The organism is Bacillus hominis (assembly GCF_030348325.1).
Taxonomy (GTDB): Bacteria; Bacillota; Bacilli; order Bacillales; family Bacillaceae_G; genus Bacillus_A; species Bacillus_A hominis.
Map to the genome: position 1 here is coordinate 1,687,870 of NZ_JAUCFS010000005.1, position 24,658 is coordinate 1,712,527.

23 protein-coding genes, 2 pseudogenes and 1 other annotated feature are annotated in these 24,658 nt (G+C 34.8%); of the genes and pseudogenes, 19 read left to right on the forward strand and 6 right to left on the reverse strand.

Features of this window, described 5'->3' with window-relative positions; genetic code table 11:
- Positions 1 to 62 precede the first annotated feature (62 nt).
- Positions 63 to 1,406, forward strand: a complete 1,344-nt coding sequence (locus QUF93_RS11055) for a sodium-dependent transporter (protein WP_289358803.1) — start codon at positions 63 to 65, stop codon at positions 1,404 to 1,406.
- Between the two features lie 170 nt (positions 1,407 to 1,576).
- Here QUF93_RS11055 and QUF93_RS11060 read toward each other — a convergent pair whose 3' ends face one another.
- On the reverse strand, positions 1,577 to 2,278 hold the full coding sequence (locus tag QUF93_RS11060) for a polysaccharide deacetylase family protein (RefSeq protein WP_289358804.1): 702 nt from the start codon (positions 2,276 to 2,278) through the stop codon (positions 1,577 to 1,579).
- 331 nt (positions 2,279 to 2,609) lie between these two features.
- Between QUF93_RS11060 and QUF93_RS11065 the strand changes: the two genes are divergently transcribed.
- From QUF93_RS11065 to QUF93_RS11080, 4 genes are all read left to right on the forward strand, one after another.
- Entirely contained in the window at positions 2,610 to 2,873 is a 264-nt protein-coding gene (locus tag QUF93_RS11065) for a CD3324 family protein (RefSeq protein WP_002118225.1), read from the forward strand.
- A 168-nt stretch (positions 2,874 to 3,041) separates the two neighbouring features.
- A complete protein-coding gene (locus QUF93_RS11070; protein WP_002118227.1) occupies positions 3,042 to 3,728 on the forward strand; it encodes a DUF421 domain-containing protein in 687 nt (228 codons plus the stop codon).
- Positions 3,729 to 3,892: 164 nt separating this feature from the next.
- Entirely contained in the window at positions 3,893 to 4,531 is a 639-nt protein-coding gene (locus QUF93_RS11075; RefSeq protein ID WP_088058216.1) for a FusB/FusC family EF-G-binding protein, read from the forward strand.
- A 339-nt stretch (positions 4,532 to 4,870) separates the two neighbouring features.
- Positions 4,871 to 5,071: a hypothetical protein gene (locus QUF93_RS11080; protein WP_289358806.1), complete on the forward strand. Its 201-nt coding sequence runs from the start codon at positions 4,871 to 4,873 to the stop codon at positions 5,069 to 5,071.
- 168 nt (positions 5,072 to 5,239) lie between these two features.
- Here QUF93_RS11080 and msrA read toward each other — a convergent pair whose 3' ends face one another.
- Together msrA and QUF93_RS11090 are read right to left on the reverse strand one after the other, a co-directional pair.
- A complete protein-coding gene (gene msrA / locus QUF93_RS11085) occupies positions 5,240 to 5,776 on the reverse strand; it encodes a peptide-methionine (S)-S-oxide reductase MsrA (protein ID WP_289358807.1) in 537 nt (178 codons plus the stop codon).
- Between the two features lie 90 nt (positions 5,777 to 5,866).
- Complete coding sequence (locus tag QUF93_RS11090; RefSeq protein ID WP_289358808.1) at positions 5,867 to 6,625, reverse strand: SDR family oxidoreductase; 759 nt, start codon at positions 6,623 to 6,625, stop codon at positions 5,867 to 5,869.
- Between the two features lie 261 nt (positions 6,626 to 6,886).
- Positions 6,887 to 7,132 (forward strand) — a binding site (T-box leader).
- Between the two features lie 103 nt (positions 7,133 to 7,235).
- Here QUF93_RS11090 and ilvD point away from each other — a divergent pair.
- Together ilvD and ilvA are read left to right on the forward strand one after the other, a co-directional pair.
- Complete coding sequence (gene ilvD / locus QUF93_RS11095) at positions 7,236 to 8,909, forward strand: dihydroxy-acid dehydratase (protein ID WP_002118243.1); 1,674 nt, start codon at positions 7,236 to 7,238, stop codon at positions 8,907 to 8,909.
- A gap of 32 nt (positions 8,910 to 8,941) precedes the next feature.
- Positions 8,942 to 10,204, forward strand: coding sequence for a threonine ammonia-lyase IlvA (gene ilvA, locus QUF93_RS11100; RefSeq protein WP_002118244.1), 1,263 nt, complete (start codon positions 8,942 to 8,944; stop codon positions 10,202 to 10,204).
- An 86-nt stretch (positions 10,205 to 10,290) separates the two neighbouring features.
- On the opposite strand, the gene QUF93_RS11105 is transcribed toward ilvA, so the two are convergent.
- The gene (locus QUF93_RS11105; protein WP_289358809.1) at positions 10,291 to 10,518 is read right to left on the reverse strand and encodes a hypothetical protein; all 228 of its coding nucleotides are present in this window, start codon (positions 10,516 to 10,518) and stop codon (positions 10,291 to 10,293) included.
- 52 nt (positions 10,519 to 10,570) lie between these two features.
- Positions 10,571 to 11,674, reverse strand: a complete 1,104-nt coding sequence (locus tag QUF93_RS11110; protein ID WP_002118247.1) for a CapA family protein — start codon at positions 11,672 to 11,674, stop codon at positions 10,571 to 10,573.
- A gap of 298 nt (positions 11,675 to 11,972) precedes the next feature.
- Between QUF93_RS11110 and QUF93_RS11115 the strand changes: the two genes are divergently transcribed.
- The 3 genes from QUF93_RS11115 (at position 11,973) to QUF93_RS11125 (ending at position 14,905) form a co-directional block, all read left to right on the forward strand.
- Positions 11,973 to 12,692, forward strand: a complete 720-nt coding sequence (locus QUF93_RS11115; protein ID WP_002118249.1) for a DUF554 domain-containing protein — start codon at positions 11,973 to 11,975, stop codon at positions 12,690 to 12,692.
- A 15-nt stretch (positions 12,693 to 12,707) separates the two neighbouring features.
- The gene (locus tag QUF93_RS11120) at positions 12,708 to 13,574 is read left to right on the forward strand and encodes a GNAT family N-acetyltransferase (protein WP_088058230.1); all 867 of its coding nucleotides are present in this window, start codon (positions 12,708 to 12,710) and stop codon (positions 13,572 to 13,574) included.
- Positions 13,575 to 13,690: 116 nt separating this feature from the next.
- Entirely contained in the window at positions 13,691 to 14,905 is a 1,215-nt protein-coding gene (locus QUF93_RS11125) for a multidrug efflux MFS transporter (RefSeq protein WP_289358810.1), read from the forward strand.
- Positions 14,906 to 14,959: 54 nt separating this feature from the next.
- Here the strand turns inward: QUF93_RS11125 and QUF93_RS11130 are convergent, their stop codons facing one another.
- On the reverse strand, positions 14,960 to 15,721 hold the full coding sequence (locus QUF93_RS11130) for a DODA-type extradiol aromatic ring-opening family dioxygenase (RefSeq protein ID WP_088058232.1): 762 nt from the start codon (positions 15,719 to 15,721) through the stop codon (positions 14,960 to 14,962).
- A 207-nt stretch (positions 15,722 to 15,928) separates the two neighbouring features.
- Between QUF93_RS11130 and QUF93_RS11135 the strand changes: the two genes are divergently transcribed.
- From QUF93_RS11135 to QUF93_RS11170, 9 genes and pseudogenes are all read left to right on the forward strand, one after another.
- The gene (locus tag QUF93_RS11135) at positions 15,929 to 16,852 is read left to right on the forward strand and encodes an alpha/beta fold hydrolase (protein ID WP_002118258.1); all 924 of its coding nucleotides are present in this window, start codon (positions 15,929 to 15,931) and stop codon (positions 16,850 to 16,852) included.
- A 124-nt stretch (positions 16,853 to 16,976) separates the two neighbouring features.
- Positions 16,977 to 17,336: a YunG family protein gene (locus tag QUF93_RS11140; protein ID WP_289358811.1), complete on the forward strand. Its 360-nt coding sequence runs from the start codon at positions 16,977 to 16,979 to the stop codon at positions 17,334 to 17,336.
- A gap of 53 nt (positions 17,337 to 17,389) precedes the next feature.
- On the forward strand, positions 17,390 to 18,715 hold the full coding sequence (locus QUF93_RS11145; RefSeq protein ID WP_002118260.1) for a bifunctional S-methyl-5'-thioadenosine deaminase/S-adenosylhomocysteine deaminase: 1,326 nt from the start codon (positions 17,390 to 17,392) through the stop codon (positions 18,713 to 18,715).
- A 156-nt stretch (positions 18,716 to 18,871) separates the two neighbouring features.
- Positions 18,872 to 20,500, forward strand: coding sequence for a peptide ABC transporter substrate-binding protein (locus QUF93_RS11150; protein WP_289375285.1), 1,629 nt, complete (start codon positions 18,872 to 18,874; stop codon positions 20,498 to 20,500).
- 317 nt (positions 20,501 to 20,817) lie between these two features.
- Positions 20,818 to 20,931: pseudogene (locus QUF93_RS28865) on the forward strand (WXG100 family type VII secretion target); the annotation flags it as partial.
- 14 nt (positions 20,932 to 20,945) lie between these two features.
- Positions 20,946 to 21,155, forward strand: coding sequence for a hypothetical protein (locus tag QUF93_RS11155; RefSeq protein WP_002118262.1), 210 nt, complete (start codon positions 20,946 to 20,948; stop codon positions 21,153 to 21,155).
- A gap of 49 nt (positions 21,156 to 21,204) precedes the next feature.
- A pseudogene (locus tag QUF93_RS11160) lies at positions 21,205 to 21,439 on the forward strand (DUF4176 domain-containing protein).
- Positions 21,440 to 21,516: 77 nt separating this feature from the next.
- The gene (locus QUF93_RS11165) at positions 21,517 to 21,897 is read left to right on the forward strand and encodes a BA_1872 family lipoprotein (protein WP_000771818.1); all 381 of its coding nucleotides are present in this window, start codon (positions 21,517 to 21,519) and stop codon (positions 21,895 to 21,897) included.
- Between the two features lie 325 nt (positions 21,898 to 22,222).
- The gene (locus tag QUF93_RS11170; protein ID WP_289358813.1) at positions 22,223 to 24,277 is read left to right on the forward strand and encodes a class I SAM-dependent methyltransferase; all 2,055 of its coding nucleotides are present in this window, start codon (positions 22,223 to 22,225) and stop codon (positions 24,275 to 24,277) included.
- Positions 24,278 to 24,658: the final 381 nt, after the last annotated feature.

The window sequence follows — 24,658 nt, forward strand, 5'->3', positions numbered from 1 at the left end:
ACAATATGAACATAGACAGATTATAACGAAAAAAGAAATAGAAAAAGAGAGGAGATAAAAAGATGAATTCACAGCAATGGACATCGAAATTAGGTTTCGTATTAGCTGCAGCAGGTTCAGCAATTGGTCTTGGGGCGATTTGGAAATTCCCATATATGGCCGGCATTGGAGGAGGCGGGGCGTTCTTCCTTATTTTCATCGGTTTCACATTATTAATTGGTTTACCGCTATTATTAGCTGAATTCGTTATTGGAAGAAGTACACAAAAAGAAGCTGTTGATGCGTATAGAGAGATTGCTCCTAAAACGTTATGGCCGTGGTTAGGTAAATTGGGAATTGTAACTTGTTTCATATTACTTTCTTTCTACAGTGTTGTAGGAGGTTGGATTTTATTATATTTATGGAATGCAATTACAGGTAGACTATGGGAAGGCAATGGGGCATACGAAGATACGTTTGGTGAAATCATTTCCAATCCATATTTAGCAGTTGGATCACAGCTATTATTCATCCTTATTACTATTTTTATCGTAAGTAAAGGCGTGCAAAACGGTGTTGAAAAAGTAAATAAATATTTCATGCCAGCACTATTCGTTTTATTCTTTGTATTAATCGTTCGAGCACTTACATTAGACGGTGCTGGAGAAGGAGTTCGCTTCTTCTTACAACCTGATTTCTCAAACGTAACGTCAGAAATTATTTTATATGCAATGGGGCAATCGTTCTTCTCACTATCAGTTGGTGTAGCCGTTATGGTAACGTATAGCTCATACTTACCGAAAGAAGAAAGTTTACCACGTTCGGCATTTTCTATCGTAGCTTTAACGCTTGTTATTACATTACTTGCAGGACTTGCAATTTTCCCAGTTGTGTTCGCATTTGGAATGGAACCATCTCAAGGACCGGGACTATTATTTATCGTATTGCCAGCTATTTTCAGTAAAATGGCGTTCGGAAAATTATTCTTCATCGTTTTCTTATTACTATTCTTCTTTGCTACTATTACATCAGCAATTTCGATGTTAGAAATTAGCGTTGCGTCTTTAACGACTAAAGGTAAAAGTAAAGGGAAACGTGAAAAAATGGCCCTTATCGTTGGATTATTAATCTTCGTTGTTGGGATTCCATCAGCATTATCGTTCGGTTTGTTAAGTGATGTGAAACCATTTGGAAAAACAATCTTTGATTTAGCAGACTATGCAGTAAGTAACATACTTATGCCACTTGGTGTTTTATTAGTATCTATCTTTGTTCCTTTAAAAATGAAGAAAGATGTATTAATGAAAGAGCTTGGTGTAAGTAAAAATAAAGGCTATAAACTATTCGTATTATGGTTATTCTTACTTCGCTATATCGCACCAATCGCAATTATTATCGTATTCCTAAATGTACTAGGAATTATATAAAAGAAAGGTAGCGTATCGTGGTATGATACGCTACCTTTTTATTTTGCGTGCATAGCTGGGCACGGCTTACTGGTGAAAGACCAGTCTAGGTAAGAGCCAGGTCGCCTAGTAGCTGACAGGCAACTGGTGGAGAAACCCTAAAGAAATTTAATTTGTTTCAGTTTTCTACTCTACGCTCTTTTTTGCAATTCATTTACTGTTACGAACTGATATCCCTTCTTAGATAAGGAGTCTAAAATACCTTCAATGGTCTGTAAATTTTCATTAGATTCATCATACATAGAGTGTAATAAAATGATAGAACCTGATTTTACATTTTTATTAACGTAGTCAATTTTATCAGCTGCAGATTTATAAAAAGTATCAGGCTCAAGATCCCATGTGATCGTTTCGACATTATTTTTATTTAAATAGTATGGTAGTCCGATTAACTTCTTACCGTTAGGTGGTCTGAAATCAATTTCGCCTGTATATCCTGTTTGACGGATTAATGAATTTGTTTTTTCTAATTCATTTTTAATAAAAGAAGGTGTTTTGAAAACCATTCTTTTATGGGAATATGTATGGTTCCCAAGTTGATGTCCAGATTGAACAATTGCTTTTCCTATTGGTAAATTTTTTTCTAATTCATTTCCAATAACAAAGAAAGTAGCTTTCGCGTTGTACTTATCTAGAAGTGGTAATATTTGTTCTACACTTTTTGTAGGACCATCATCAAAAGTTAAAGCAATCACTTTCTCATTTGTTTCAACGCGATTCGTTAGCTCTCCAAATAATTGAAAGCTTCTTGCATTCATTAATTTGTACGTGCCGAATAACGCTATGACAACAATGAATAGTGTAACTGTTGTAACAATGATTTTTTTCTTCATAATGCAACCTCACAATACTTTTTGATTCAATTAAAAAGTATTATATCAAACTGCGTAACTTGTTGCTCCAAAAAAGCATGAAGATGCAAGTAATGGAAATTTATCATATAATGAAATGAAATCAAAAGGTATATTAGGAGGTGTTTATATGGCGATTACAATTCAATTGCCAGACACTGCAACGTCTCATGCAAAGCCAAGTATGGAAATGGCGATACTTTGCGTGAGGTAGACAAGTAATATACAATCGCCTAAATGAGCTCGTATCATTTTTTATATTTGGCTTTGCACCTTATTGAAATGAACCATAAAAAATAAGGGGCGAGCAGAAATGAAATACGTAAAAGCTGCGACTGTTTTACCAGAGAGTTTAATTGCTGAAATTCAAAAGTATATACAAGGTGAAACAATTTACATTCCAAAACAAGAAACGAAACATTATAAGTGGGGTACACGATCTGGAGGAAGAAAGCAACTGGATGAAAGAAATAGAGCAATTAAAGAAGCATTTAAAAGCGGAATCGCTATTCATCAACTTGCAGAAGAATATTTTCTTTCTGGAGAAACGATTAAAAAGATTGTGTATTCTAAATGAGAATAAAAGAGTCCGATTCAAATATTATTTTGAATCGGGCTCTTTTTGCTTTGTACATATTGGATATATTGAGTGTGAATGGGCATGATAATAGCAAAAAATGAATCGTATAGAAGTATGAATGGGGATTAAAATGTTATATTTCATATTATAGAAAGGTGAACAACTATGAATCATTTTGGACAAATAACGATAGAACTTTTTGTTGGTTTTTTTGTTCTACTGATTGCTACTAAAATATTAGGGAAAACACAAATATCGCAGCTAACGCCTTTTGATTTTATTTCTGCCATTGTTCTTGGAGAATTGGTTGGAAATACTATATATGATCCGGAAATAAAAGTAGGGTCTATTTTATATGCTGTACTTGTATGGGTAGTGTTAATTTATACGATAGAAGTAATAACGCAAAAATTTAGAGGGACGAGAAGTTTTTTTGAAGGCTCTCCGTCAATCATTATCCGTAATGGATATATTGACCGTGAACAACTAAGTTCAAATCATTTGGATATTAACCAATTACAACAAATGCTAAGACAGCAAAAAGATATTTTTTCAATTCGAGAAGTTGAGTATATGATATTGGAACCTAACGGAAACATAAGTGTTCTGAAAAAAAGTAAATATGCATCTCCTACTATAAATGACTTAAGTTTAAAACATAAGCCAGTTTACTTACCTATTTCATTAATTAGTGATGGAAAGGTAGTTAAGGATAATTTGAGGGAAGCGGGTTTTGATGAAGGTTGGCTTTATAAGCAAATTAAGCAAAAAGGGATTACTAAATTTGAGGACGTATTATATGCGGAATGGAAAACAGATGATGGATTCTTTTGTCAGGAAATGAATCGATAGAACATAAGTGATATATTAAAAATGGTTATGAATTCCATTTTATTGCTCGTTTTGGATGGCGTTTGTTTATGTAATGTTTATTTCTAAATTATCTTTTACATATCAAAAAACTGAATCATTGTATACAATAAAACTAATTCAACAATTTGTATGGAGTGATAAAGATGGAAGCTTTTATTAGAAGTGATCAATATAATTTTATAAAATCACAAGCTTATATTTTAGCAAACGGGCATGCGACGGCAAATGATAGAGGAGTAATTCAAGCGTTAAAATCACTTGCAATTGAAAAGATAATATATGTATTTGAGAATTTAACGGATGAACAGAAAGAGTTAATTGATACGGTATTAACAGTTGAAAATAGAGAAGATGCAGAATCGTTTTTACTGAAAATAAATCCGTATGTAATACCGTTTCAGGAAGTTACGGCACAAACGTTAAAAAAATTATTTCCTAAGGCGAAAAAATTAAAACTTCCTGATATGGAAGAAATTAATATGAAAGAAACGTCTTATTTAAGCTGGATTGATAAAGGAACAAGCAGGAAATTTATAATTGCAAAAAACAATAATAAGTTCGTTGGTCTACAAGGAACGTTCCAAAGCATAAATAAAAAAAGTATTTGTTCATTATGTCATGGGCATGAAGAAGTAGGGATGTTTTTAGTTGAAATAAAAGGAAAAATCCCAGGAACGTTTGTTAAAAAGGGCAATTATATTTGCAAAGATGGTGTTGCTTGTAACCATAACATGAAATCGCTTGATAAATTACAGGATTTTATTGAGCGATTAAAGAAATAACATAGAAGACCTCTAGTACTTAAACTGGAGGTTTTTATTTTTGAAGAAGTAGTAATAGGTTTCCTTTGTAGATGTAGATTAAAAATTTTGTTGATGGGTAATAAGAATGTTTAATTTCTAATAAAGCGCTGGTAATATTATTTTGTTTCAGGAGTAATTATGGAATAAGGTATGTAGAAAATAATTAAACTTAAATCTACTGAATAAGAAACCTTTTACAAAAGGAGTTCTTATTATTTTCCATAAAATGAGAGTTTACATGGCGTTTTTGAACAAACTTTATTTCAAAGCTACAGTAGAAGGTGTAATTTACAAATAAAGCATAGGAGAATTGAAAAAATGCTTAAAAAGTTTTTACTTTCTTTACCAAATTTTTTACTTGTATGTATCGTTCTCTACATAACGTACACAACTTCTCTTAGTTTTGGACAGATGTTATTAATCGCGATTGCAATCGGAATAATTGGTGGTCTTGCTATAAGAATATGTACGGATTTATTCACATTTATCAAGTGGACAATTAAACAAAGGAAATCTTGAATATGTTTAATGGCTATAAGGAGGGAATGAAATGACTAAGAAAAAGAATAGAGTGAAAAACGAAATAATACTTTGGACACTAACAGCGATTGTTCTTTTAATTGTATGGTACTTGTTTCAAAGATAAAAACGCATCGCACTTTGAAAAGAAAGCACGATGCGTTTTTATTATTTTTTTTGCCAGTTTTCATTAATAAAATCTTCACGACCAGATTCCTTTTGCTCAGTAGCATATTTCTCTGGGTTCTTTTTATAAAAATGTTGATGGTATTCTTCAGCCTCATAAAAAGGTGCAGCCAGACGAATTTCAGTTACGATTGGCTCTTTAAACATACCGCTTTCTGCAAGAGTTTGCTTCGATCTTTCTGCAAGCTCTTTTTGTGTTTCATTATGATAGAAAATAGCAGTGCGATAAGATGGACCACGGTCAAAAAATTGTCCGCCATCATCCGTTGGATCGATTTGTGGCCAATATAAATCTAATAATTTTTCATACGGGAAAATAGAAGGATCGAATGTAATTTGTACGACTTCTAAGTGTCCAGATGTTCCAGCTTTTACTTGTTCGTATGTTGGATTTTCTATATGACCTCCTGCATAACCAGAAATAACTTTTTGGATACCAGGAAGTTCATCAAATGGTTTTACCATGCACCAAAAGCAACCGCCTGCGAAGGTCGCGAGTTCGTATGTTTTTTCAGACATTGCTGTAATCCTCCTAAATATATATGTTTTATACAGTATTATATAAATTGTTTTATTGCGCAATAAAAAAAATTAAAAATATATGTTTTTTTATAAACAAGATCCTCCGCTAACATCAATCAATTGTCCAGTAACCCAGCGACTATCAGGGGAAGCGAGAAACGCAGCAGTATCGGCAATGTCTTCTACTTCACCTAATCGATTGAAAGCTGAAATGTTAGTAGCATATTGTTTCATCATTGGATCGCTCAAGAGTTCCGCGTTCATATCTGTTTTAATGAAGCCTGGAAGTATTGCATTCACCGTTATTCCTCGTGATCCGAGTTGTTTTGCTAGAGTGAAAGTCATTGTGTTAATTGCACCTTTCGTCATACTATATGCAACGAAATCAGGTAAAGAAATGCGAGTTGCGGCTGATGAGATATTAACAATCCGACTATTGTCACGTAAACGTGGTAGAGCTTGTTGAATGATAAAGAATGGTGCTTTTGCATTTACGGAAACAATTCTATCAAAAAATTGTTCAGTCGTTTCTTCAATAAAAGCACCAGGACCAATTCCAGCATTGTTTATTAAAATATCAAATTCTGTTCCACCAGTTCGTTTTTGCAATTCAGTATCTAAAGAATTATATAGGTTTTCTACACCGTGTAAAGATTCCAGATTTGCACCGATAGAAAAAGCTGATCCGCCATTTAATTGAATTTCATGAACAGTTTCTTCAGCATCTTCTTTTCGGTTACCATAATGAACAGCAACTAATGCACCGTCGTTTGCTAAACGCTTTGCGATAGCACGTCCAATTCCTCGGCTTGCTCCAGTAACTAATGCTATTTTACCTTTTAACATATTTCCCTCATCTCCTCATAATTTTTTTATATGTTTTAAATTGGTTTTCTTTATGTAGAAAAGCAAACATACTTAAGTAATATATGAGTACGTGTAAGAAGTTCATTCCAATTTTGTTTTGAGAAAAAATAAATAACTGTTTAGTATGTGAATTGAGATTAAAAAATAAATTTTCAAAAAACATTGACAATGAAAAGAACAAAGTCCTATAATACGTTTAATAAATAAAAGTTAATTAAGAATTTTCAGACTTTATATTTTGTATATGCAAAGAAGAGGAAAGTAGATGATTATGATTGTTTCAGAGAGCTACTCCAAGGCTGTGAGAGTAGTAACCATCGAATCATTGAATATCACCTCGGAGCATCGCTTGCGAAAGGGAAACTGAGTAGAGGGCGGCGGCATCGTCTCCGGTAAAAGGACGGAGGTCTGGTTGGACCTACAGAGCTTATATTTCGTGAGAAGTGTAAGGAAGCTGAGTGGTAACGCGAAACTCTCGCCTCAGCAATCAAAGCTACTATTAAGTAGTAGTTGATTGCTGAGGTGAGAGTTTTTATTTTAAAAAATAGATTATATAAGAGAAAAAATGTGTAAGAAGGGATTTGACAAGATGAGAAGTGACATGATTAAAAAAGGTTTTGATAAAGCTCCGCATCGTAGTTTATTAAAAGCAACTGGTTTAAAAGATGAAGATTTTGATAAGCCGTTCATAGCAATTTGTAATTCTTTTATTGAAATTATTCCAGGTCATAAGCACTTAAATGAGTTTGGGAAACTTGTTAAAGAAGCAGTGCGTGCAGCAGGCATGGTTCCATTTGAATTCAATACAATCGGAGTAGATGATGGAATTGCGATGGGACATATTGGTATGCGTTATTCGCTTCCGAGTCGTGAAATTATTGCAGATTCAGTAGAAACAGTTGTAAATGCACATTGGTTTGATGGAATGATTTGTATTCCAAACTGCGACAAAATTACGCCAGGTATGATGATGGCTGCACTTCGTGTAAACATTCCAACTGTTTTTGTTTCAGGTGGACCGATGGCAGCAGGGAAAACATCTAAAGGGGAAGTTGTCGATTTAAGTTCTGTTTTTGAAGGGGTAGGAGCCTACCAATCTGGGAAAATTTCAGAAGAAGAATTAAAGGATATTGAAGATCATGGCTGTCCATCTTGTGGTTCTTGTTCTGGTATGTTTACAGCGAACTCTATGAACTGTTTATGTGAAGTGTTAGGTTTAGCACTGCCTGGTAACGGGAGTATTTTAGCGATTGATCCAAGACGTGAGGAGTTAATTAAACAAGCAGCAGAAAAATTAAAAATTTTAATTGAAAGAGATATTAAACCACGCGACATTGTAACAGAAGAAGCAATTGATGATGCGTTTGCACTTGATATGGCGATGGGTGGATCAACGAATACAGTATTACACACGTTAGCACTAGCTCAAGAGGCGGGATTAGATTACGATATGAACCGCATTGATGCAGTTTCAAGGCGTGTACCGCATTTATGTAAAGTAAGTCCAGCTTCTAATTGGCATATGGAAGATATCGATCGAGCAGGTGGGATTAGTGCAATTTTGAAAGAGATGAGCCGAAAAGAAGGGGTACTTCACCTTGATCGTATAACTGCTACTGGGCAAACGTTACGAGAAAATATCGCTCATGCAGAGATTCAAGATAAGGAAGTGATTCATTCTCTCGAAAATCCTCATAGTGAAGAAGGGGGATTACGTATATTAAAAGGAAACCTTGCGAAAGACGGGGCGGTTATTAAAAGCGGAGCAACAGAAGTAAAACGATTTGAAGGACCTTGCGTTATTTTTAATTCACAAGATGAGGCGCTTGCTGGCATTATGCTTGGGAAAGTTAAGAAAGGGGATGTAGTTGTTATTCGCTATGAAGGACCAAGAGGCGGACCTGGTATGCCGGAAATGTTAGCACCAACATCAGCAATTGCTGGTATGGGATTAGGAGCAGATGTTGCGCTTTTAACTGATGGTCGTTTCTCTGGTGCTTCACGTGGTATTTCAGTAGGGCACATTTCACCAGAAGCAGCTGCTGGCGGAACGATTGCACTTCTTGAACAAGGAGATATTGTATGTATTGATGTTGAGGAACGCTTGTTAGAAGTGAGAGTTAGCGATGAGGAATTAGAGAAGCGTAAAAAAGAATGGAAACGGCCAGAACCAAAAGTGAAAACTGGGTGGCTTGGACGTTATGCACAAATGGTAACATCGGCGAATACAGGTGCAGTTCTGAAAATCCCGAATTTTGATTGAGCCAATATAAAAAGAGATAAGGATGATATGAAATGGTGCAAAATGTAAAGGAGAGAGTGAAAATTGAAGATATCTTAATGGCCCATAATTGCATGAAAGATATCGTTATTAAAACACCGTTACAACGAGATTCAGTTTTATCAGAGAAATATGAATGTGACGTATATGTTAAGCGAGAAGATTTACAAGTTATTCGTTCTTTCAAAATTCGTGGTGCGTATAATTTAATTCAAAGTTTACCGAAAGAAAAGTTACAAAATGGTGTTGTTTGTGCAAGTGCTGGTAATCATGCACAAGGAGTTGCTTATACGTGTAATTTATTGAAGATTCCGTCAAAAATTTTCATGCCGACAACGACACCTAAGCAAAAAGTATCACAAGTTGAATTTTTCGGTGGTGATTTCGCAGAAATTGTATTAGTTGGTGATACATTTGATAGTTCTTTCCAAGAGGCGCAGCGCTATTGTGTGGAAAATAGGATGACATTTGTACATCCGTTTGATGATCCGTATGTCGTTGCTGGTCAAGGAACAGTCGCTGTTGAAATTATGCATGATATGGAGAAACCAGTTGATTATATATTTACAGCAATTGGCGGTGGTGGATTAGCATCTGGTATTGGTACATATGTAAAGGGGGTTAGTCCTACTACAAAGGTAATCGGTGTAGAACCGATGGGAGCTGCATCTATGAAAGAAGCTTTTTTACAAAATAAAAATGTCGCATTAGATAAGATTGATAGTTTTGTTGATGGTGCAGCTGTTAAAAAGGTAGGGAAGTTAACATTTGAAACATGTAAAGATGTAATTGATGACATTGTTTTAGTACCGGAGGGAAAGGTTTGTACAACGATTTTAGAACTGTATAAGAAAAATGCGATTGTAGCAGAGCCGGCTGGTGCGCTTTCTATTGCAGCACTTGATCTATACAGAGATGAAATAAAGGGAAAAACAGTTGTATGTACGTTAAGTGGTGGGAATAATGATATTGATAGAATGCAAGAAATGAAAGAACGATCCCTTATTCATGAAGGATTAAAGCACTATTTCATTATTGAATTTCCGCAACGTTCAGGAGCACTACGAGAGTTTCTAGATAAAGGATTAGGACCGGAAGATGATATTACTCGCTTTGAGTATATTAAGAAACATAATAAAGAAAATGGTCCAGCTTTAGTGGGGATAGAATTAAAACATAGGGAAGATTATGAAGCTTTAATTATTCGTTTTCAAGAAAATAACATTCAATTTGTGGAGCTTAATAAAAATCCTGTTTTGTTTGATTTACTTATTTAGTAAAAAAAATAAACATGTAACTTTATTTGAAATGAAAAAAGATAGATACAAGCAAGGGAAATACTGCTTGTTCTATCTTTTTATAGTTAAATTAAATACTCTCCATATTCAAGAAAGATAAAGCTAGTTAACCAAAAAAATATCGCAATACGAATGATTACGTACATTGTAAATTCAAAGGGAGTAAGTTTTCTCTCTCGCTTTATTTTTCTTAGAAGTCTAACAGAAAAAATTGAACATAAAAGCAGGATTGCTATAGACATTTTATATACGTTTTCTAGCAGACTTATATTTTCTAACAAGTCTTTCAGCATATTCATCACCTATTCCGTAATGTATGTTACAGAGAAATGAATCTCGCGCTGTTTAGTTGCGTTTGTTAATTATTTTCCCAGTATCATCAATTTCTACATCAGTTGAAACCGTTTGTAAATATTGTAGTGCTTTTTTCTTTTCTTCTTCATTTACAGGAGAAACTTGGTTGTTACGAATGATGTAAGGGTTAAATGACATTTGGACATCTTCCCCTTTAAATGTTAAGGTCAATACGCCTGTTTCAGCACTCTTTCCATTTACATAATTCGGGAATAAAAAGTTTCCTAACGAGTATGCGATGGGAACTTTATTGTAATACTCAAACCCTTGTAACCAATGGGGGTGACTTCCAACGATTGCATCAGCACCCGCCTCTACCATTTTCGGAACATATTGTTTCTGGTATTCTATTGGGCGATTAGATTTTTCGACGCCCCAATGCATATAGACGATTACATAATCAGCATCTTTCTTTTGCTCTTGAATCGTTTTTGTTACAAGATCTAGATCATATCCGTTTGCAACGCCAGGTTTATTGTCACCAGCTACCCAATTAAAGTCAGGCATAAAGCGTACAAAGGAAAGAAATTTAAACTTTTTTCCTTTTACAGTTAGTTCACGAGCGGTATAGGCATCTTCAGCGTTTTTTCCGGCTCCAGTGTAAGGTAGTTTTAATTTTTCGACGTGAGAAATAGTGTCTAGTAGTCCATCTTGTCCATAATCAAGCGTATGGTTATTGCCAATGTTCACGATGTCATATCCGGTGTTTTTAATGGCTTGTAGTGTGGATGGATCACTTTTAATCCAAAATTGTTGCCCAGGTACTTTTTTTTCTCTCGTTGTAAATGCTGACTCTAAATTAACAAAAGAAATATCAGCTTTCGTTATTTCTTCTTTTACATGTTGGAATGGATAATCAGCTCCATTTTTTTCAATTACGGGACGTAATTGCCAATCAAACATTGTATCACCAGAGAAGGTGAGTGTAATTTCAGGGTCTTCGGTATTCTTTTCGGTCGTTGAATTTGCTTTGCTTGATGTGTTTTGTGTATCTGGTTTATCTTTTGCTTTTGAAATATAAGTGTAATTGATTAATAAAACAATTGGTGTAATGAAAAAGGCTATTAAAAAAAGTCGTTTTAATAAAGTTTTCATAGTTACCGTCCCTTTTTGTTTTATCCCGCTTTGTTTAATTCATAATCAGTAGGGATGATAAAACTCCCATTGATTAAAGTTTCGTTTTATCCCGTTATCGTTAATTTTCATAATGAAGTTAACGATGATTGTAGTAAAGGGAAGTTATAGCTAGTTTCATAGATGTTAAAAAAAGCGGGTTTTTAATAGTGAAAATCATTTGTTAATATTCATAATATTAAGTTAACATATAGATAACCTTTAAATCAATGTGTAATCCAGAATGTAGTAATAAAGAATTCAGAGGGTGGAGAATGAAATGGTTATATTAGGAGCAGTTGTAAATGGGATTTGTATTATATTTGGTACTTTACTTGGTAAATTATTTAGTAATATTCCAGAAAGTATGAAAGGGACGATAATGCACGCAATCGGTTTATCGGTTACTGTGCTTGGACTTCAAATGGCATTGAAAAGTGAAAATTTTCTTGTTGTGATACTAAGTTTAGTGATTGGTACGGTAATCGGAGAATGGCTACAATTAGAAGAAAAGTTAAAACTTTTAGGGGATTGGCTAGAAAATAAAGTTGGATCGAATGGTAAAGGAAGTATATCAGAAGGTTTTGTAACAGCTACTTTAATTTTTGCAATTGGCGCGATGGGGATACTTGGCGCATTAGACAGTGGTATTAGAGGGAATCATGATATTTTATTTACAAAGGCGATTATTGATGGATTCATTTCTATTATATTAACGACAACACTAGGAATTGGAGTAGTATTTTCAGCGATTCCAGTTATTTTATATGAGGGAGGTATTGCAGTTTTTGCAACACAAATTAATAGTTTTGTCCCGAAAGAACTAATGAATCAATTTATAGTGGAAATGACGGCTACGGGCGGTATTATGATATTCGCAATCGGATTAAACTTACTTGGATTTATTAAAATTAAAGTGGCGAATTTACTTCCAGGTATATTGGTGGTTGGAATAATTGTTTCAATTATTTATGGTTACGGTTTGATATTTAGTTTTTAGGGGGAAGGAATATAGATGGAGGAGTTTCAATTTTCAAAACGTGCATATAAAATATTAGAGATTGCAGCAGGAGAGGCCGAGTGTAATAAAGGAATTATTCATCCAGTTCATCTATTTATAGGAGCTTGTAAGGAAGGTACTGGAGTTTGCGCGGAGTTACATATGTATTTATTTCACACGGTGGGTATGGATTTTTTAGCAAAAATATCGTTACTCCAACAATATTATGCAAATGAAATAGAATACATAAATGTTGGGGAGTTTAAAGTTTCAAATAAGACGATAGAAGTTTTAAAAATAGCGAAGAAACGGATGGAACGTTTTCAGCAAATATTAATAAATGAAGGACATGTTTTATATGCGATTTTTCAAGAGGATACAGTTATTGAAAAGGTTTTAAGTAAAAATGTGCAAAAAGGTGTATTGCAAATTACATTTGAGCCAAGAGACTTAACCGTTGCTTTAAAAAGATTTAATCCTATTTATAATAATTTAAGCTGTAATATTAGAAGAGCGATTTTTTCTGATTTTGAAAAGTTAGCACGTTTTGTTAAGGATGAATTTGGTGAGCGTTGGTTAAAATCTTTAGATTATGGATTTCGGACATATAAAGAAGAGTTTCCTATTTTTATTGCTGAGGAAGGAGGAGAAATTATTGGTTTCGCTTGTTACGATGTTGTGAGAGGAAAGAAAGGACTGTTTGGCCCGATGGGTACAGCGAAACATAATCGTGTGAACGGTGTTGGGAAGACGTTATTGAATCATTGTTTATATAATATGAAGAAAAGTGGATATGAGTATGCAATTATAGGACAAGCAGGTCCGATTGAGTTTTACGAGCGATGCTGCAATGCACGTTTAATACCTATAGGAGATAATTAACTCTATCCCTTTGCTAAGAATGCAAGGGGATAGAGTTTTATTATGTATAAAGCAAATTACTAAACTTTTTACAAAAAAAGGTGTAGAATGGGTATCGAATGAAAGAAGGTGTGAAAATGGCCAGCTGGAAACGGAATTTAATGATTTGTTGGCTAGGTTGTTTTACCACTGCAGCCGGTATGAGTTTAGTAATTCCCTTTTTATCTTTTTATATTGAGGAATTAGGTGTGACTGGCACTTCTAGTATTGCACAGTGGTCGGGACTTGCATTTGGTGTAACATTTTTAATGGGTGCGATCGTATCACCGATATGGGGAAAGCTTGGTGATATACATGGACGGAAATTGATGCTTATACGTGCGAGCCTTGGTATGGCGATAATTATGACGCTTATGGGGTTTGTGACGGACGTGTATCAACTAGTCGCACTTCGGTTTTTAATGGGAGCGGTATCGGGTTTCCTTTCTACAGCGATGACATTTATTGCTGCAGAAACTCCGCAAGAACATTCAGGTTGGGCGATTTCTACAATCTCAACTGGAGGCGTGAGTGGTTCATTACTTGGGCCGATACTCGGAGGTTATTTGTCAGAGTTAATCGGAATGCGTCATGTTTTTCTAGTTACAGGAGCTTTCTTATTCCTTTCCTTTCTTATCGTTTTTTTCTTCTTACATGAGGAGAATCATTCTGCTAAAGCAAGAAAGGCACAGCCGAAGAAAGTATGGACGATGGTCCCGGCAAAACATTTAATAATAAGTTTATTTGTAGCAACGTTTATTATTCAGCTTGCAAATATGTCAATTCAACCTATTATTACGTTGTACGTAAAGCATTTGGCAGGACCAGGAACAGATCATATTGAAATGATTGCAGGTGCAGTCATGTCTGTGACAGGATTAGCAGTCATTTTAGCAGCCCCTAAGCTAGGAAGATTATCAGATCATATTGGACCTCAAAAAACGTTAGTTGTAGCGTTATTTGCTGCAGGAATTATTTTTATCCCGCAAGCATTTGTAACCTCAGCTTGGCAACTATTAATTCTTCGCTTTTTATTAGGTATTGCACAAGCAGGACTATTACCTTCCGTACAAACTCTACTAAAACAACATACACCAACCCATGTAACGGGACGAATATTTGGATATAATCAATCATTTCAGTTTTTAGGAAATATGATTGGGCCAGTACTTGGTGGACAAATTGCAGCTCATGCGGGATTCCAATATGTTTTCTTCTCTACATCATCATTATTATTTATTGCATGTATTTGGGTTTATTTTCATAGTAAGAATGCAGAGGTATCAGAGAAACAACATTTGGAAGTTAGTTAATTAGGTGAATGAACAGTAAAAAGGATGAAGCAATATTTGCTTCATCCTTTTTCATTAAAATTGAAAGCAAAGATAACTTAATGTACCAAGCTCGTAACTACGGTGAATGACTTCACCTTTATTCTCACCACTTCCCATGGCGATAAATAAAGGAACAAAATGCTCTGCTCTTGGTACTGCTAATTGCGCATGAGGCGCATTTTTCTCCCAATTAAACAATGCATCTTTATCATTGGTCTGCATATGTTTAATAATCCAATCATCAAATTCAATTGCCCATTTTTCAGGTGTGATTTGATTCCATTTCAATACCCGTAAATTATGAACAGTAACTCCGCTACCGATTACTAAAATATCTTCTTGTCCAAGTCCTTTTAGTGCCTCTCCAATTTCAAATTGTTCTTTTGCAGGAAGGAATGGATTTACTGATATTTGTATGACAGGAATATTTGCTTCTGGGTACATACGGTGCAGGAGTGTCCATGAACCATGATCTAACCCTCTCTTCATATTATGATGGACTGGAATACCTTTGTTTTTAAGTTTTGTTTCTAGCATAGACGCAATGCTAGAAGAGCCTTTCGCTCGATATTTAATTTCGTATAACTCAGGAGGAAAACCTCCAAAATCATAAATTGTTTCATATTCGTCATCTGATGAGGAGATTGTTAATACTTCACTTTCCCAGTGAGCGGTAAAAATAACAATTGCTTTCGGTTTATATGTTTCTCCAAGTGTTTTTAAAAAACGTGTATAATCTGTATCTTGAATAGCGAGCATGGGTGAACCATGTGCTAAAAATAGTGATGGCATCATAATGAAAACCTCCTAAAAATATATTGATTACTTTATGTAAGTAACTATATAATTTTTATTTTAATTCGTCAAGAAAGTATTTTTAAAGCGAGTCTGAAAAATAGATTATTTGTTATAATGAAAGCAATTACATATAATATGTAATAAGAATAATGAATGTATATTCATTTTTAAAATAGATACATAATAGATTTGGGGGCTGACGAAATGAACGTACAGGAAAGTTTCGTTACGGCATTGGATGGATCGGAAATTTATTTGCGTAAGTGGTTACCAGAAGAAAATCCGCGAGGGATTATTCAAATTGCACATGGTATGACAGAACATGCAGGTGTTTATACAGAATTTATTGATGCTTTATTAGATGCAGGATATGGTGTTTATGCTCAGGATCATAAAGGGCATGGAAAAACAGTGAAAAGAGAAGAAGACTATGGTCATTTTGAACCAAATGTAGGTTGGAATCAGGCTGTGTCTGATGTTATCTTTGTTTCGGAAATGATAAAAGAAGAGCAGACAGGTCCATTATTTTTACTTGGACATAGTATGGGCTCTTTTTTATCTAGACGGGCTGTACAGCTTAGAGGCGAATTATATGATGGATTTCTCATTTCAGGAACTGGTGGAAATCCAGGGCTTTTAGGGAGTATTGGTCATAAAGTAGCGACAATTGAGATGAAACTTCGCGGAAAGAAAACGAAAAGTCCGATGCTGAACTTCTTATCTTTCGGAAACTTCAACTCACACTTTAAGCCAAATCGTACGAAATTTGATTGGCTATCTTCAGATATTAATCAAGTTGATAAATATATTGCTGATCCGTTATGTGGGTTCATTTGTACGACGAGTTTTTATCGAGAATTATTTCATGGAGTGTTAGAAGTAAATAAATTAGAAGAATACAAGAAGACACCAAAAAATCTTCCAATACATATATTCTCTGGTGATCGAGACCCTGTTGGGGATATGGGGAAAGGTGTAAAAGAAGTATACGAAAACTACAAAAAATGTGGTGTGAAAGATGTAACACTGCATTTATATGAAAATGGTAGACATGAAATGTTCCATGAAGTGAATAGAGATGAAGTATTTAAAGATTTGATTTCTTGGTTAGAAGAGCATAACAAATAAGTATAGAATGTAAGTTTTTAAGTCCAAACGGTATGTGGTTTGGACTTTTTAATTATATAACAATTTTTTTAGAGCATATTTACAGTACGATGTGTAAAACTGAAAATGATAGGGGATGCTGAAAATGGATAGTATAAACATTAAACAAATATATGAAGCATTAAGAAAATCATGGTCAATAGAAACGAGCTCTAAGTGGACGAGCGAAAATCCGGCAAAGGGACAATGTGGCGTAACGGCGCTTATTGTTCAAGGATTATATGGAGGAAAGATTAAAAAGACGAAAGTAGGAGAAGCGTGGCACTTTTATAATTGTATAGATGAACTGAGGTATGATTTTACAAAGACACAATTTGATGAAGAATTGAATTATATGGACATGAAGTCAAGCCGTGAAGAGGCATTTGCAGATACAAATGAAAAACAATATGACATTTTGAAGGGAAAGATAGTTAAAGAATTAAAATTATCTTTTGACTCTTAATCTCCGATAAGTTACTATAATGGTGGTAACTAATTAAAGGGAACTTCATAGAGTTGAAAGGGGAAATACTTTTGAAAACAGCTTATGTAAGCGCTACTATTGTAACGATGAATGAACAAAGTGAAGTAATAGAAAATGGATATATCATTGTAGAAAATGATCAAATTATAGATGTGAATAGCGGAGAATTAGCTAACGATTATGAAGTGGATGAAGTAATCGATATGAAAGGAAAGTGGGTTTTACCAGGGCTTGTAAATACACATACACACGTTGTGATGAGCCTTTTAAGAGGTATTGGCGATGATATGTTATTACAGCCATGGCTTGAGACGAGAATTTGGCCGCTTGAAAGTCAATTTACTCCAGAGCTTGCGGTTGCTAGTACGGAATTAGGATTACTTGAAATGGTGAAAAGTGGTACAACAACATTCTCTGATATGTTTAATCCAATTGGAGTAGATCAAGATGCAATTATGGAAACGGTATCAAGGAGTGGAATGCGAGCTGCTGTTTCAAGAACTTTATTTAGCTTCGGAACGAAAGAAGACGAAAAGAAAGCGATTGAAGAAGCTGAGAAATATGTGAAGCGTTATTATAACAAAAGTGGTATGTTGACTACAATGGTTGCACCGCATAGCCCGTATACATGTTCTACAGAAATGCTAGAAGAGTGTGCACGTATTGCGGTAGAAAATCAAACTATGGTTCATATCCACCTTTCTGAAACAGAGCGTGAAGTACGTGATATTGAATCACAGTATGGAAAACGTCCAGTAGAATATGCTGCAAGTTGTGGATTGTTTCAACGACCAACAGTTATTGCTCATGGTGTAGTATTAAATGAAAATGAGCGTGCTTTCTTAGCAGAATACGATGTTCGAGTAGCTCATAATCCGAATAGTAATTTAAAACTAGGTTCTGGTATAGCGAATGTAAAAGCGATGCTAGAAGCAGGAATGAAGGTAGGAATTGCAACAGATAGTGTTGCATCTAACAATAATTTAGATATGTTTGAAGAAATGCGGATCGCAACATTATTACAAAAAGGCATTCATCAAGATGCAACAGCACTACCAGTTGAAACAGCTCTTACTCTTGCGACAAAAGGAGCTGCGGAAGTAATTGGCATGAAACAAACGGGATCGCTTGAGGTTGGAAAGTGTGCTGATTTTATTACGATTGATCCGTCGAATAAACCACATTTACAACCAGCAGATGAAGTGTTATCACATCTTGTGTATGCAGCTAGTGGAAAAGATGTAAGTGATGTAATTATTAACGGAAAACGTGTCGTTTGGAACGGTGAATGTAAAACATTAGATGAAGAGCGTATTATATTTGAAGCGAGTCGTTATAAACGAGGTTTACAAAGATAGGTAATTACATGTCAGTTGAAAAAGCTATCCTTTTTTAAAAGGATAGCTTTTTTTCTTAAATGAATAAATATTCAATATAATGTTGCATCTTTCTGTTAGTATTTCTGCTATAATATATAACGTTTTATAATATTTTATTTTTAAGGAGAACAATTCATGAAGCGAAAAAAGAGCCATTTAATGGTAATGGCACTTGTTACATCTTTATTATTAACAGCTTGTAATAATAAAGCGAATAAAAGTAATACAGAGGCTAAAAAACAAGTGTTAAATGTAACGGTATCAGAAGAAATTCCTTCTCTTGATACTGGAAAAACGATGGATGGTACGTCAGCACACGTTATGCAAAACATATTTGAAGGGTTGTATGTACTAGATGATCAAGATCATCCTATTCCAGCAGTAGCAAAATCGTTTGAAAGAAGTGAAAATGGTAAAAAATATACATTTGATTTGCGTAAAGATGCAAAATGGTCAAATGGAGCCAGTGTAACAGCAAATGATTTTATGTTTGCGTGGAAACGTGCGGTTAACCCTGAAACGGCATCACAATATGCATACATGCTCTTTTATGTAAAAAATGCGAAAGAAATAAATAAGGGAACAATGCCACTTGATGAACTTGGGGTTAAAGTCATAAATGATTATAAGTTAGAGGTTGAACTAGAACAGCCAATTCCGTATTTTTTACAGTTGTTAGCGCTACCTATATACTTACCACAGCATGAATCATTTTTGAAAGAACAAGGAAAGAATTATGGATTGGAACCTAGTAACCTCATATATAATGGCCCATTTGTATTAGAAGAATGGAAGCATGAACAAGAATTTCAATTAAAGAAGAATGCTACATATTGGGATCAAAAGAAAGTGAAATTAGACGAAATAAACTTTCATATCGTAAAAGATACAATGACGGCCGTAAATTTATATGAAGCTGGTGATTTGGATCGAGTGCCTATTAACTCTCAATTTGTAGATAAGTATAAAGGGAATAAGGAATTACATATGTCGAGTGATCCAGGAATTGCTATGCTACGTTTTAATGAAAAAAATAACACGTTAGCAAATAAGAAAGTACGTCAGTCTATCTCGTTAGCATTAAATAAAGATGATTTCGTTGCGCACTTTATTAATAACGGAGCAAAACCTGCAAGTGGACTTGTACCAGTTGGTCATATAAATGAAGAGACTGGAAAAGATTTTAGAAAAGAGAATGGAAACATTTCTCCATATGATCTGCAAAATGCGAAAAAGATTTGGGAAGAAGCGAAAAAAGAACTTGGAGTAGAACAAGTAAACCTCGAGTTTTTAACGTTTGAACAAGATAATGCAAAACGTATGGCAGAATATATAAAAGGTGATTTAGAAAAGAATTTGCATGGATTAACGATACAAATTAAACAACAGCCATTTAAGCAAAAGTTACAGTTAGAACAAACAGGTGATTACGATATATCTATGGCAAATTGGGGACCTGACTATAAAGACCCAATTAGTTATTTAGAGCTATTTACGACGAGTAATCCGAATAATAAAATGAGTTACTCTAATTCTCGTTACGATGAATTAATAAAGAAAGCGAAAACTGAGCTAGTACTAGACCAAGAGAAACGATGGGAAGCTCTGCAAGAGGCTGAACGTATTCTGTTAGAGGATGCTGCGATAGCACCGCTTTATCATATTGGTTCAGCCTATGTACAAAAGGATTATGTAAAAGGGATTGAAAAGCATCAATTTGGTGGCGTTTATACTTATAAGAATGCTTATATCGCTAATGAATAAATAAAAAAAACCTTACTTTTTAAAAGTAAGGTTTTTTTTAAGAGTACATGGAATAAGGAAATGCAGTACAAATCAGCATACAAGCATTCTCTTGCTGTAACTATGGTTGTTTTTAATTATATAAAAAAAATAATAGATTATATATTTTGTCATTGATATACTTAAAAGGTAATTGAGGTATTAAGATGAATTGATAGAGATGTTTGCGTGTAATTATTTGAGTATTATAAAAAATAGGGGAGCTTAAGTGTTTGATTGGAACGGGGCTTTTTCTATATGTATTAATTGGTATGTATAATACTTGGGGATATTAATTTGGGAATCTCGGGGGATCTTTTGAAGCTGGAAAAAGCAGATTCAAATTCCATGTACCATTTGGTCCTGGTGTAGGTTTATGGGGATTTGGTTTAGAAGTTAATGTTAAGGAATAAAGGGGATAATTAGTATGAATAAGAAAGTAAAAAGATTTAAATATTTTATGGTTGTATTAGCCTGTATTGCAATTTTTGGTACAATTTTACCTAATGCATTAGATCCAAATGAAACATTAGCAGGTAAAATTTCAATTGCAACTTTCGGTACAATTGGAGCTTGTTTACTATTCTCTATTATGTATTTTATTGTAAAAAAAGCTATTTTAAGAGGTGGGAAATAAGATGGGACAAAATTTAGAGTTATAATTACTTCCAATAGGTTCTATTGTAATGTTTAAAGATTGGGAGCACCCATTAATGGTTTATGGAAGAAGACAGATGGATTCTGAAACAAAAAACATGGGATTATGTATGTTGTTATTTTCCTCATGGTAATATTTCTTCGGAGTACAATTTCTTTTTGAATCATGAAGATATTTCTAGTGTGTTACATCTTGGTTTTATTAATGAAACAGAATTAGAGTTTCAAAAATTATTTAAAAAAGAAATTGAAGAAAAGCAGTGATTCTTTTAAGCTGTTGGTGTTTTTGAAATAGTTAAAGAATGAATCTTAATTCATATACATAAAAAAGGGGAATTTCTATGAAATTACTACGTTTATTTATGATTCTCACTCTTGTTGTATTGTTAAGCGCATGCAATACAGCAACACAAGTCACAAAGGTTCAAAAAAATGGTGAAACGACTTTAAAAATTGGTTCCTTGCAAGGGTATTACGATGTGCAAACGCTTAAAGCTGAAAAAGGAAATGTGGAAATTCCTTATGAAGCAGCCGTTGAAGAAGGTACGATTTTATTGCAAGTTACAAAAGATGATAAGGTTATTTATGAAGAAGAAGTCACTTCTCAAAAAGAAGGTTTGCTTTCTTTTGAAGCGCCAAAATCCGGATCATATGATTTAATTGTACGCGTGAAGGGTGAAAAAGAGAAAGCAAAAGAAATTCAAATACATACTAAGCTATGAAAAAACGGCAAGTGGAGTGCACCCGCTTGCCGTTTCCATTTTCAGTTGATTCTGTCACAACATATGTTCATTAATTTAAGAAGTGATCCGCCGAAATTCCTGATGAAGTTAAAATAAGAGATGAACAAAAGAATGTGTTACAAACTTGGCATGTTAGTAACGAAATTGATAACTCTCTTTTACATGATAAAAAGACTGGATTTGATGCATTTGTATTTGAAAGAGATGTAGATGGTAAATAGCAAGTAGTAGCATTTAGGGGGACATAAGGTGATGATCTTTTTGGAGAAGGTGTCCCAGACCTTACTACAGATATTGATTATATATGGGGGTAAATAAGTTGAAAAACATTGAAGTTCTAAATAAATACATTGAAGGGTTTTCTGATGCTCTCCCTACGTGGTTAAAGCATCTAATCGAGGCAGAGGAGATACATCAAAACTATGAGAATGTACAGGTACTTGGTGCATTAAAAACGGATGCGGTGTTGTACTATGTACACCGTACGCTGCAAGTATTAGATGGGTTGCCTTTAGACGAAGAAGCGTATTGCATTATTGAAAAGGTACTAACGTATAGTGAGCTTGCAAAGGTAGGCTCTTTAAAACAGAGGGAGCAATGGAAGAAAAACGGGATTAATCTATTGGTACATAACGAGGGTTCTGCTGATATCTTTAGTGATATTCAGTTTAGCGAACGTATAGAGACAAACTTAAACTCTACTGAGTATTTGTTTGTTCGAGATTTAATTAGAACACATGGATTAATCGGGCAGTATATCCGCGGAGAGGCGCGTTTGGACTCTCATGTTGATTTAATTAACACATATAAAGAAGCATACGGAGACGTTAGGTTAAAGGAGATTCTATACTATCTTAACCAATGTATTATTGAGGGCGTATCAAAATCCTTGTGGAGTGAAGTAAAGAACGATGTGAAGATTACAATTGATGGTCTATTTGATGGCTATGTGGAGCCATTTACTTCTCGCATACATAGACTCACACCAAAACATAAGGAGTCAGCATTTGAAAAAGATATAATTATGGGGAGCGAGAAGAGTGGCGTTCAAACCTTCTTATCTGATAAGGATTTATGGTATGTAGAACCGTCTATGCATGCTCTTAGCTTCGAGGATATTTGGACAGTTTTTGTTATGTTAAAGAACGAGATAGGCACTGGAAAGGTTCAGCATATCCATTTCGAGAAATTGATGCAGCAGTTGCACTATGATTTCAAAGGCGAGAAGAAGAACAACGTGTATCGTAAGCGGGTTATTGAGAAGTATCTACGGGAGTACCGTGAGAACGAGAAGCCGGATACAACGCATGTTTCTTTTGAGGCTAAAGTTGATGAAGATATGAAGACTGCGTATGTGTCGTTTCAGTTTTCTGCTGTAGGTGAGGCGTTAATTACCTTCTGTGTAGAGGCAGAAAAGATAGATATGATGCATGCTCGGGCAAATGTGCTGCTATTTGATTTCTTCGGGTTACGTAAGGATGCGTATGATAGATTCCATAACGAAGAAGTATATCTGGAGCATATGAATAGTTCGGCTGATGATAAACGAATTATTCTTGATTATATAAAGGGAGATACGGTTGTAGATGTCGGAGCCGGTGGTGGTGTCATGCTAGATATGATTGAAGAAGAGACTGAGAATAAACGAATCTACGGTATCGATATTTCTGAAAACGTGATTGATACATTGAAAAAGAAGAAGCAGAAAGAGGGGCGGTCTTGGGACATCATTAAAGGGGATGCAATCAACTTAAGTAGCTCGTTTGATAAAGAATCGGTTGATACGATTGTATATTCTTCTATCCTTCATGAGCTGTTCTCTTATATCGAGTATGAAGGTAAGAAATTCAATCATGAAGTAATTAAAAAGGGGCTGCAAAGTGCCTACGAGGTGTTAAAGCCAGGGGGGCGTATTATCATTCGTGATGGCATCATGACTGAAGATAAAACGTTAATGCGTGTGATTCGTTTTAAAGATGCCGGCGGAATGAAGTTCTTAGAGCAGTATGTCCATGAATTTAAGGGGCGTATAATCCAGTATGAGGTACCTGCAGACAATACAGCCAAAATGCCTGTTAACGATGCGATGGAGTTCTTATATACGTATACCTGGGGCGAGGATTCCTTCGTTCATGAGGTGCAGGAGCAGTTTGGAATCTTTACGCCAAACGACTATAAGGATTTTGTAAAGGGGATCTTTGGAGATAAAGTAAACATCGTTCAAGCTATGAACTATTTGCAGGATGGATATACAAACCATCTTAGCGAGAAAATCGAGTTTACAGATGAGTCTGGGAATGCGGTTGCGCTACCGGATAGTACGTTCTTTATGGTTTTAGAAAAGAGGCAAGCTGACTAACGTAAGTGAGATTCTTACTACCGAAGGTGAAGTCCATTTTTGGTATTGCTGACGTGCAATATTGCGGTGTGCCATCACCAGTATTTTGGTGAAAACCACGCTAAAAGCATGCAGGATTTTATAGAGTTTTTCGGCTGATCCAGTAACAAACGAGACCCCACATTATGATAGGAATGTATAAAAAATTGCAGGGATTGATAGAAAGAGAAAGAGGTAGATTCTTTATGAGAGTAGGGATCTGCTTTTCCCTTGCTACCGATAAGTGAAGTTATGTAAACCTCGCATATATAGAATATACATTGTTTTTTACTTATCTAACGGAACTGTTTTCTTCAGGGAAACTTGTTATAATATTCTCAATTGGAAAGTGCAATTTATGGG